9 protein-coding genes and 1 pseudogene are annotated in these 8,132 nt (G+C 68.4%); 9 read left to right on the top strand and 1 reads right to left on the bottom strand.

The window, feature by feature from the left end; genetic code table 11:
- Positions 1-229: 229 nt before the first annotated feature.
- Positions 230-2,344, bottom strand: a complete 2,115-nt coding sequence (locus tag AB0M65_RS18275; RefSeq protein ID WP_364028631.1) for an AAA family ATPase — start codon at positions 2,342-2,344, stop codon at positions 230-232.
- A 124-nt stretch (positions 2,345-2,468) separates the two neighbouring features.
- On the opposite strand from AB0M65_RS18275, the gene rsmD reads away from it, so the two are divergent.
- The 9 genes and pseudogenes from rsmD (at position 2,469) to rnc (ending at position 8,034) form a co-directional block, all read left to right on the top strand.
- Positions 2,469-3,023, top strand: coding sequence for a 16S rRNA (guanine(966)-N(2))-methyltransferase RsmD (rsmD, locus tag AB0M65_RS18280; RefSeq protein WP_364028633.1), 555 nt, complete (start codon positions 2,469-2,471; stop codon positions 3,021-3,023).
- 54 nt (positions 3,024-3,077) lie between these two features.
- Positions 3,078-3,560, top strand: coding sequence for a pantetheine-phosphate adenylyltransferase (gene coaD / locus AB0M65_RS18285; RefSeq protein ID WP_364028635.1), 483 nt, complete (start codon positions 3,078-3,080; stop codon positions 3,558-3,560).
- Positions 3,561-3,659: 99 nt separating this feature from the next.
- Positions 3,660-4,106, top strand: a pseudogene (locus AB0M65_RS18290) (ribonuclease domain-containing protein); the annotation flags it as partial.
- A 94-nt stretch (positions 4,107-4,200) separates the two neighbouring features.
- Entirely contained in the window at positions 4,201-4,734 is a 534-nt protein-coding gene (locus AB0M65_RS18295; protein ID WP_364028637.1) for a SigE family RNA polymerase sigma factor, read from the top strand.
- Positions 4,734-5,522, top strand: a complete 789-nt coding sequence (locus tag AB0M65_RS18300; RefSeq protein ID WP_364028639.1) for a hypothetical protein — start codon at positions 4,734-4,736, stop codon at positions 5,520-5,522. The genes AB0M65_RS18295 and AB0M65_RS18300 overlap by 1 nt, the downstream gene beginning before the upstream one ends.
- A gap of 116 nt (positions 5,523-5,638) precedes the next feature.
- Positions 5,639-6,364 (top strand): DivIVA domain-containing protein, encoded by a 726-nt coding sequence (locus tag AB0M65_RS18305; protein WP_364028641.1) that lies wholly within the window; start codon positions 5,639-5,641, stop codon positions 6,362-6,364.
- Between the two features lie 33 nt (positions 6,365-6,397).
- Entirely contained in the window at positions 6,398-7,015 is a 618-nt protein-coding gene (locus AB0M65_RS18310) for a YceD family protein (RefSeq protein WP_364028643.1), read from the top strand.
- Positions 7,016-7,087: 72 nt separating this feature from the next.
- Positions 7,088-7,270 (top strand): 50S ribosomal protein L32, encoded by a 183-nt coding sequence (gene rpmF / locus AB0M65_RS18315; RefSeq protein WP_005160412.1) that lies wholly within the window; start codon positions 7,088-7,090, stop codon positions 7,268-7,270.
- Positions 7,271-7,287: 17 nt separating this feature from the next.
- Complete coding sequence (gene rnc / locus AB0M65_RS18320) at positions 7,288-8,034, top strand: ribonuclease III (protein ID WP_364028646.1); 747 nt, start codon at positions 7,288-7,290, stop codon at positions 8,032-8,034.
- Positions 8,035-8,132 lie beyond the last annotated feature (98 nt).

Consider the following 8,132-nt stretch of genomic DNA (forward strand, 5'->3'; position numbering starts at 1 on the left):
GTTGTTGTTCGGTGGAAGCGCTGTGACACCGAACAACGATTAGGCGCTAGAAATGCCCCTGGACGTGCGATGCGTCCCAACATCGTTCACTCACCGGGGGTCTGAAGGGCTCCTTCAGGACATTCACCAGTGCCCTGAAGGAGCCCTTCAGCTTTTTCCGCAAGTAGTCCTCTAGTTGCGGTCCTTGCACGCGCAACTACCGCAACTAGAGGACGAATCGCGAAGGCAGTCAGGCGGCCGGGATCCAGTCCGGGTTCGAGGCGAGAACCGTGAGTTGCTGCGTCGCCCGCGTCAGCGCCACGTACAGCACCCGCCGCCCGGTGGTCGACTCCGTGATGAGGTCGTTCGGCTCGACCACGACGACGGCGTCGTATTCGAGGCCCTTGGAGTCGAGGCTGCCGACGACCTTGAGCCGCTCGTCCGACAGTTCGGCGAGCCAGCCCTCGACCTCGGGTACCCGGTCCATGGCCGTGATGACGCCGACGGTGCCTTCGACGGCACCCATCAGCTCCTTCACCGCGGCCTGCGTCGCGGCCTCCAGCCCGGCGGCCTCGACCGGCCGCACCTCCGGCGTGATGCCGGTCTGCCGCACGGCACGCGGAAGCTCGTCGGCCTCGGCGTGCCCGGCGACCACCTTCGCGGCGAGGTCGAAGATCTCGGCCGAGTTCCGGTAGTTGGTGCGCAGCGTGAACCGGCGTCGCGTGGTTTTGAGCCCGAAGGCCTGATCACGCGCCATCGCCGCCTCGGCCGGGTCCGGCCAAGAGCTCTGCACCGGGTCGCCGACGACGGTCCAGCTCGCGTACTTGCCGCGCCGCCCGACCATCCGCCACTGCATTGGCGAGAGGTCCTGCGACTCGTCGACGACCACGTGCGAGTACTCGTCGTAGTGCTCGGGCCGGGTCGGGGCCCCGCCGCGCTCCGGGTGGACGTCGATCGTCTGGTGACCGCGGCGCCGCTTCGGCGGCGGGCCGATCAGGACACGCAGTTCGTCGAGCAACGCGATGTCCGCGATGGTCCAGCCACGCGAACGGTCGGCGAGGTCGGCGGCGAGCAGGCTGATCTCGTTGCGGTTGAGCAGGCCCTTCGCCGCGACGGCGAGCCGCTTCTCGGTGCCGAGCCAGCGCAGGATCTGCGCGGGGTACAGGATCGGCCACCAGAGGACGAGGAACCGGTGGAACTCGATGCGTTCGCCGAGTTCGCTGACCAGTTCGGCCTTGTCGATCTGACGGCCGTCGTCCTTCGCGTGCTGCTCGGCCTTCGAAGCGAGCGCGTCGAGCAGCATCTCGGCCGCCCGGATCCGGGACCGGTTGGGCGGGCCGCCCGCGGTGTGGACCTTGCGGCGCACCTTGTCGAGCTCGCGCGCGTTCAGCCGCAGCACCTCGCCGCGGTAGACCATCTTCATGTCCTCGGGCGCGTCGGGCGGGGTGTCACGCAGCGCCCGCAGCAGGATCTTGCGGATCCGCAGCGATCCCTTGATCGCCGCCAGCGGCGCCGCGTCCTGCCTGGTCGCTTCGAGACCGTCGAGGACTTCGCCGAGTGCGCGCAGTTCGACGTTCGTCTCACCCATCGACGGCAGCACCCGCGAGATGTAGCTGGTGAACACCCCGGACGGGCCGATCACCAGTACCCCCGCGCCGCCGAGCTGGCGGCGGTAGCGGTAAAGCAAGTACGCCGCGCGGTGCAGCGCGACCGCCGTCTTGCCGGTGCCGGGGCCGCCGGTGATCTCCGTGACACCACGCCACGGCGCGCGGATGACCTCGTCCTGCTCCTTCTGGATGGTCGCGACGATGTCGCGCATCTTCTCGCCACGCGACCGGCCGAGCGCCGCCATCAGCGCGCCCTCACCGACGATCCGCATCGTCTCGGGGACCGCGTCCGCGATGAGGACGTCGTCGTCGACGTCGAGCACGTTCTGCCCGGAGCACCGGATCACCCGGCGCCGGACGACGTCCATCGGCTCCTCGGCGGTCGCCTGGTAGAACGCCGCCGCCGCGGGCGCGCGCCAGTCGGTGACGAGGTTGTCGAACTCGGCGTCACGGATGCCGAGACGGCCGACGTAGATGTGGTCGTTGTCGAGATGATCGAGCCTGCCGAAGACCAGGCCCTCGTACTCCGCGTCGAGGGTCTGCAGGGTCTGGTTGGCGTGGTACACCATCATATCCCGTTCGAACAGCATCGACGCCTGTTCGAAGATCGCCTCGCGTCCCGCGCCATGGCCGATCTCATAACCCTTGGTACGCATGGCCTCAGCCTGGGCTCGCAGTTCGGCGAGCCGGGTGTAGACCTTGTCCACATGGGCTTGCTCGATGGCGATCTCGGCCCGTCTGACCCGAGGTTCGGACACGCAACGCTCCTAAACGCTTCTATCGCCTCACGAGGGCGAAGGACGACTCTACGCGAGGTGAGCGGCGGGTTCACCAAGTCCCGTCGAACGCCCGCGGCGGATCTCGTTGAGGCACGATGCCGCTATGACCAGGATCGTGGCGGGGACCGCGGGCGGCAGGCGCTTGAAGGTCCCGCCGAAGGGTACGAGGCCGACCTCGGAACGGGTGCGGGAAGCCCTGTTCAACGCGCTGGAGGTGGCCGGTGAGCTGGAGGGCGCCCGGGTTCTCGACCTCTACGCCGGCTCGGGCGCGCTCGGGCTGGAGGCGCTGTCGCGCGGCGCGGCGGGCGCGCTGTTCGTCGAGTTCGACCGGCGTGCGGTCGAAGTGCTCAAGGGGAACGTCGCCGCGCTGGGGCTCGGCGGCACGGTCCGGGCCGGTCAGGTCGAGTCCGTCGTGGCCGCTCCGGCACCCGAAACGTTCGACATCGTCCTCGCGGATCCGCCCTACGCTGTCGATTCCACCCGCCTGGGGGAGGTCATGGCCGCGCTCGCCGCGGGCCGGTGGGTCTCCGGCGGCGCGCTCGTGGTGATCGAACGCGCCGCACGTGACGGCGAGCCGGACTGGCCGCCGGGCTTCGAGCCGACGCGGACGAAGCGCTACGGCGACACCGCGTTGTACTGGGCGGAATATCAGGTGTGAGACGCCGCACGCATGAACGCGCAGGGCCGCCCTCTCCTTGGTAGCGTCCGCGCCATGCGGCGTGCGGTCTGTCCCGGGTCCTACGATCCGGCCACCAATGGACATCTCGACATCATCGAGCGGGCGGCGAAGCTGTTCGACGAGGTCGTCGTCGCGGTGGGGGTGAACAAGAGCAAAAAGGGCCTGTTCACCACCGAGGAGCGGATCGACATGCTGCGCGAGATCACCGCGAAGCTGCCGAACGTGCGCATCGACTCCTGGCAAGGCCTCCTGGTCGACTATTGCCGCGAGAACGACATCGTCGCGGTCGCGAAGGGGCTGCGGTCGGTCAGCGACTTCGACTACGAACTCCAGATGGCGCAGATGAACCGCGAGCTGACCGGGCTCGAAACGCTGCTGATGGCGAACAACCCGGCCTACGGTTTCGTCTCCAGTTCGCTGGTCAAAGAGGTTTTCGCACTCGGCGGCGACATCGAGCACCTGGTGCCGCCGATAGTGTTCAAACGGCTCGGGGAGAAGTGCTCCGAACGGGATTGACCCGAACGGCCGAAGCCGTTGGTCGGTCAGCGTTGAGCGGCGGTGAAGAGTTCATCTCGACGCCTTCTGGCGAATACACGATCGGGTTACGGTCCGAAAATGACCAACAAACGATCGCGGATCGCCGCCGCGCTGCTCGTTCTGCTAGTCACCTTCTTCGGCGGGGTGGGTGCCGCACAGGCCACGGCCGCCCCTGTTTCCGTCCAGCAGAACCCCTGCGGGGATCTCACCGGGTTCAAGCACACGTCGCTTTCGTCACTCCCGGCCGAGGCGACGACGACGTACAACCTCATCCAGAAGGGCGGCCCGTACCCGTATCCGGACAACGACGGGACGGTCTTCTCGAACCGGGAGAACATCCTCCCGAAGTGTGCTTCGTCCTACTATCACGAGTACACGGTCCCGACCCCCGGCTCGTCGAACCGCGGCACGCGCCGCATCGTCACCGGGACCGGCGGGGAGTACTTCTACACCGGCGACCACTACAAGACCTTCTCCGTGATCGACGTCAACGGTGCTTCGGCCCCGAAGTGCGGCGACACAGCTTCAAACTCGTGAACCTCGGCGCCTGATCCTTCCCGTGCAACGCATCGTGCCTCCTCGTCCGTGAGATACACCGGAACACGGACGAGGAGGCACGATGCGGTCTGGGGACGACGTGGGTTTCAGGGAGTTCGCCAGTGACAAGGCGCTACCGCTCCGGCGGACGGCGTACCTGCTCTGTGGTGACTGGCATCTCGCGGAAGACCTGGTCCAGCTCGCGCTGATCAAGCTCCACCGGGTCTGGCCGAAGGTCAGCCGGAACGGGCCCGTCGACAACTACACGAGGCAGATCCTGGTGCGCTGCTGGCTCGACGAGCGGCGGCGACCGTGGCGGCGCAAGGAAAACCGCGACGGCGTCGTCCCCGACGAGCCCGCCGCCCCGGCGGATGGCACCGACAGTGTCGATTTCGGGATCTCGGATTCACTGCTTCGCGCCCTCGCCGAAGTTCCACCGAAACAGCGCGCCGCCGTCGTGCTGCGCTACTGCGCCGATCTCCCGGTCGCGGAGGTCGCCGTCGCGCTGCGCTGTTCGGAAGGGACGGTCAGGAGCCAGGCCGCGCGAGGGCTCGACGCCCTCCGCGCGGCCCTGCAGAGACAGCACGACGAGGCTGTCTCCGGGAGGAGCAAGTGATGGACGGACTCGAAGACAAGCTGCGCGGGATCAGACTGGCCGAGCCCCCGCTCGGTTTCGACCCGGACAAGATCGCTGTGACGGCGAGGAAACAGCGAAACCGGCGTGCGGTCGCGCTGACGGGGGTCGCGACGCTCGCCGTGATCGCCGCCGCCGTGGCGTTCGCGGCACCCGGCGGCCCGGCGGTGTCGCCCGCCGCGCCCGCGCCGGTCGTCCCGGCCGGGCCATCGCCGTCCACCGTGCTGCCGCCGGTCTCGCCGAAGGTGAACCTGGAAGCGCGGAAGGCGGGGATCACCGGACATCTGATGGCCGTGCTGCCGAACGTGCTGACGGGGGCGAAGGACATCCAGGTCCGCTCCGTGGACCAGCTGCGCGGCTGGGACATCCTCATCGCCATGGTCGCCTACCGGGACGCCTCCGGCCCCGGCCGTTCCCTTGTCGTCACGATCAGCGGCACCGAGGCCACCAAGCTGGGCTTCTCCCTCGAAGACAGCTGTAAACCAGGCCGGAAGGCCGTCACCGGACTCGACGCGGACATCGCCGGGGTGACCAGCGGGGAACCGGTGGACTGCGTGAAGCTGCCCCAAGCGGACGGGAGCACCGTCGTCGTCACCGGCACCGTCCCGTCGCTGCCTCCCGGCGACGTCGACCCGGGTCGCGGCGCGACCGTCTTCCGGGCCGACGGCACCTCGGTCAGCGTGCACGCCGGTGCGGGTGACGGTGGCCCGCGTCCGGCCGACGAACAGCTGATCAGGCTGGTCAAGGATCCGGAGTTCACCCTCGGGTAGGTGGCACGCGGTACCGGTGGGGACACGCCCGGTACCGCGTGCTTTCACCCCTAACGGCGGTGATGCGGGCAAACTGATCGCAGGGAATGGGGATCGCTGTAGGTAGGGAGTGTGCCGTGTACCGGGTTTTCGAGGCGCTCGACGAGCTCGTCACCATCGTGGAGGAAGCCCGCGGCGTGCCGATGACCTCCAGTTGCGTCGTACCGCGCGGGGACACCCTCGAGCTGCTCGACGACATCCGCGACGCCTTGCCCGGCGAGGTGGACGACGCGCAGGACGTCCTCGACAAACGTGACCAGCTGCTCCAGACCGCCCGCACCGAGGCGGCCGAGACGATCTCCACGGCCAACACCGAGGCGGACAGCACGGTCGCCGAGGCGCAGGCCGAAGCCGAACGCATCCTCGCCGACGCCCGCGCCCGCGCCGAGCAGATGATGGGTGACGCGCACGGCGAGGCCGAGCGCATGGTCGCCGCCGGGCAGGCCGAGTTCCAGAACCTCACCGATCGCTCGCGGGCCGAGTCCGAACGGATGATCCAGGCAGGCCGCGACGCCTACGAGCGCGCCATCGAGGACGGCCGCGTCGAGCAGGCCCGGCTCGTCTCGCAGACCGAGGTCGTCCAGGCCGCGCACGGCGAGGCCGCCCGCATCGTCGACGAGGCGCACGTCGAGGCCGACAAGCAGCGGACCGACTGCGACGCCTACGTCGACGGCAAGCTCGCCGAGTTCTCCGAGCTGCTGGCCACCACGCTGCGCACGGTCGACTCCGGGCGCAACCACCTGCGGTCGCCGGTCAACCTGCCCGGCAACAGCCGGACCTCGCTGTACGACTACCAGGCGTAAACCACTGGCGGTACGTGCGTACCCTGGTCATCGATGTCTGAGAACAAGGCGCCGCAGGCCAGGCCCGCGCAACTGGACAACCGAAGCCCGTGGGTGCTCGACACCCGCGAGCTCGGCCGTCACGCCGGCCTGAGCAAGGCCGTCCACCGCTCCATTCCCGTCGAGACCGCGCTCGGTGTGCCCGACGTCATCACCATCGACGTCGGCTCCAGCCTGGAACTCGACCTGATGCTCGAGTCCGTCGTCGAAGGCGTCCTCGTCAGCGGCACGGCGTCCGCCGTCGCGACGGGGCACTGCGCACGATGCCTCGACCCGATCAGCGAGGACGTCGAGGTCGAACTGACCGAACTCTTCGCCTACCCCGGCTCCGCGACCGAGGAGACCACCGACGAGGACGAGATCCCCCGTCTGGTGGACGACCGGATCGACCTCGAACCGACGGTCCGCGACGCGGTGGTGCTGGCGTTGCCGCTGGCCCCGCTGTGCACCGAGGACTGCCAGGGTCTGTGCATCGAGTGCGGCGTCAAGTGGGCCGATCTCCAGCCCGGACACGGGCATGAGAAGATAGACCCTCGGTGGGCCACACTGGTGAAGCGTTTCGGCGACGAAACGGGCGATGACCAGGCCGATGGCCCCGGAAAGCAAGCCTGACGAGCACCAGCTCGTTCCGGAGAAGCAAGTTCGCTCGCGACCGCGAGCAGACCGTCATAAGGAGATCTACTCGTGGCCGTCCCGAAGCGGAAGATGTCGCGATCCAACACCCGCGCGCGCCGCAGCCAGTGGAAGGCGGCTCCGGTTCAGCTGGTGCCCTGCTCCAACCGCGCCTGCAAGCAGCCGAAACTCCAGCACATCGCGTGCCCGGCCTGCGGCCAGCACAACGGTCGCCAGGTCGTCGAGCCCGCCTGAGCCGGGTAGCTGACGACATGGGGGGTAAATCGGCCGGTGGACCACCCGCCAACCCCGCACCACTGCTCGAAGCACTCGGGATCACCATTGAATCCGAGCTGCTGACGCTGTCGCTGACCCACCGTTCTTATGCCTATGAGAACGGTGGGCTGCCGCCCAACGAGCGGCTGGAGTTCCTCGGTGACGCGGTGCTGGGGCTGGTCGTCACCGACCACCTCTACAACACGCATCCCGAGATGGCCGAAGGGCAGCTCGCGAAGCTCCGTGCCAGCGTGGTCAACATGCACGCGCTGGCCCGGGTCGCGCGCGGCCTCGGTGAAGGCGGCCTCGGTACCCACCTGTTGCTGGGCAAGGGCGAAGAGCTCACCGGCGGCAGGGACAAGGCGAGCATCCTCGCCGACGGGCTCGAAGCCGTCATCGGCGCCGCGTATCTCCAGCACGGCATCGAAATCGCGCGCCAGCTCGTGCACCACCTGTTCGACGACCTGCTCGCCGAAGCGCCACTGCGTGGTGCCGGTCTGGACTGGAAGACCAGTCTCCAGGAGCTGACGGCGTCGGCCGGTCTCGGCGTGCCCGAGTACAAGGTCGAGGACACCGGCCCCGATCACCGCAAGGAGTTCACCGCCACCGTGCTCGTCGGCGGGCGTGAACTCGGCTACGGCTCGGGGACGACCAAGAAGGAAGCCGAGCAGAAGGCCGCCGAGACGGCCTGGCGCCAGCTTTCGGGCGAACTGGACATCGAACAGCCTCCGAAGACCACCTGAGTCCGTGGGTCGTCGTGAGTGATTTGGGCCGTTAGAACGACCCCCCCGCTCCGGCGCGGTGGCCTGCCCGTCAGTGCCGTTCAGCTTGAGCGCGGTAC

The organism is Amycolatopsis sp. NPDC051071, assembly GCF_040682875.1.
GTDB lineage: Bacteria > Actinomycetota > Actinomycetes > Mycobacteriales > Pseudonocardiaceae > Amycolatopsis.

Excerpts from the sequence above, each read along its gene's own strand:
- rsmD (WP_364028633.1), top strand. The coding sequence starts at position 2,469 with ATGACCAGGATCGTGGCGGGGACCGCGGGCGGCAGGCGCTTGAAGGTC.
- coaD (WP_364028635.1), top strand. The coding sequence starts at position 3,078 with ATGCGGCGTGCGGTCTGTCCCGGGTCCTACGATCCGGCCACCAATGGA.
- AB0M65_RS18295 (WP_364028637.1), top strand. The coding sequence starts at position 4,201 with ATGCGGTCTGGGGACGACGTGGGTTTCAGGGAGTTCGCCAGTGACAAG.
- AB0M65_RS18300 (WP_364028639.1), top strand. The coding sequence starts at position 4,734 with ATGGACGGACTCGAAGACAAGCTGCGCGGGATCAGACTGGCCGAGCCC.
- AB0M65_RS18310 (WP_364028643.1), top strand. The coding sequence starts at position 6,398 with ATGTCTGAGAACAAGGCGCCGCAGGCCAGGCCCGCGCAACTGGACAAC.
- rnc (WP_364028646.1), top strand. The coding sequence starts at position 7,288 with ATGGGGGGTAAATCGGCCGGTGGACCACCCGCCAACCCCGCACCACTG.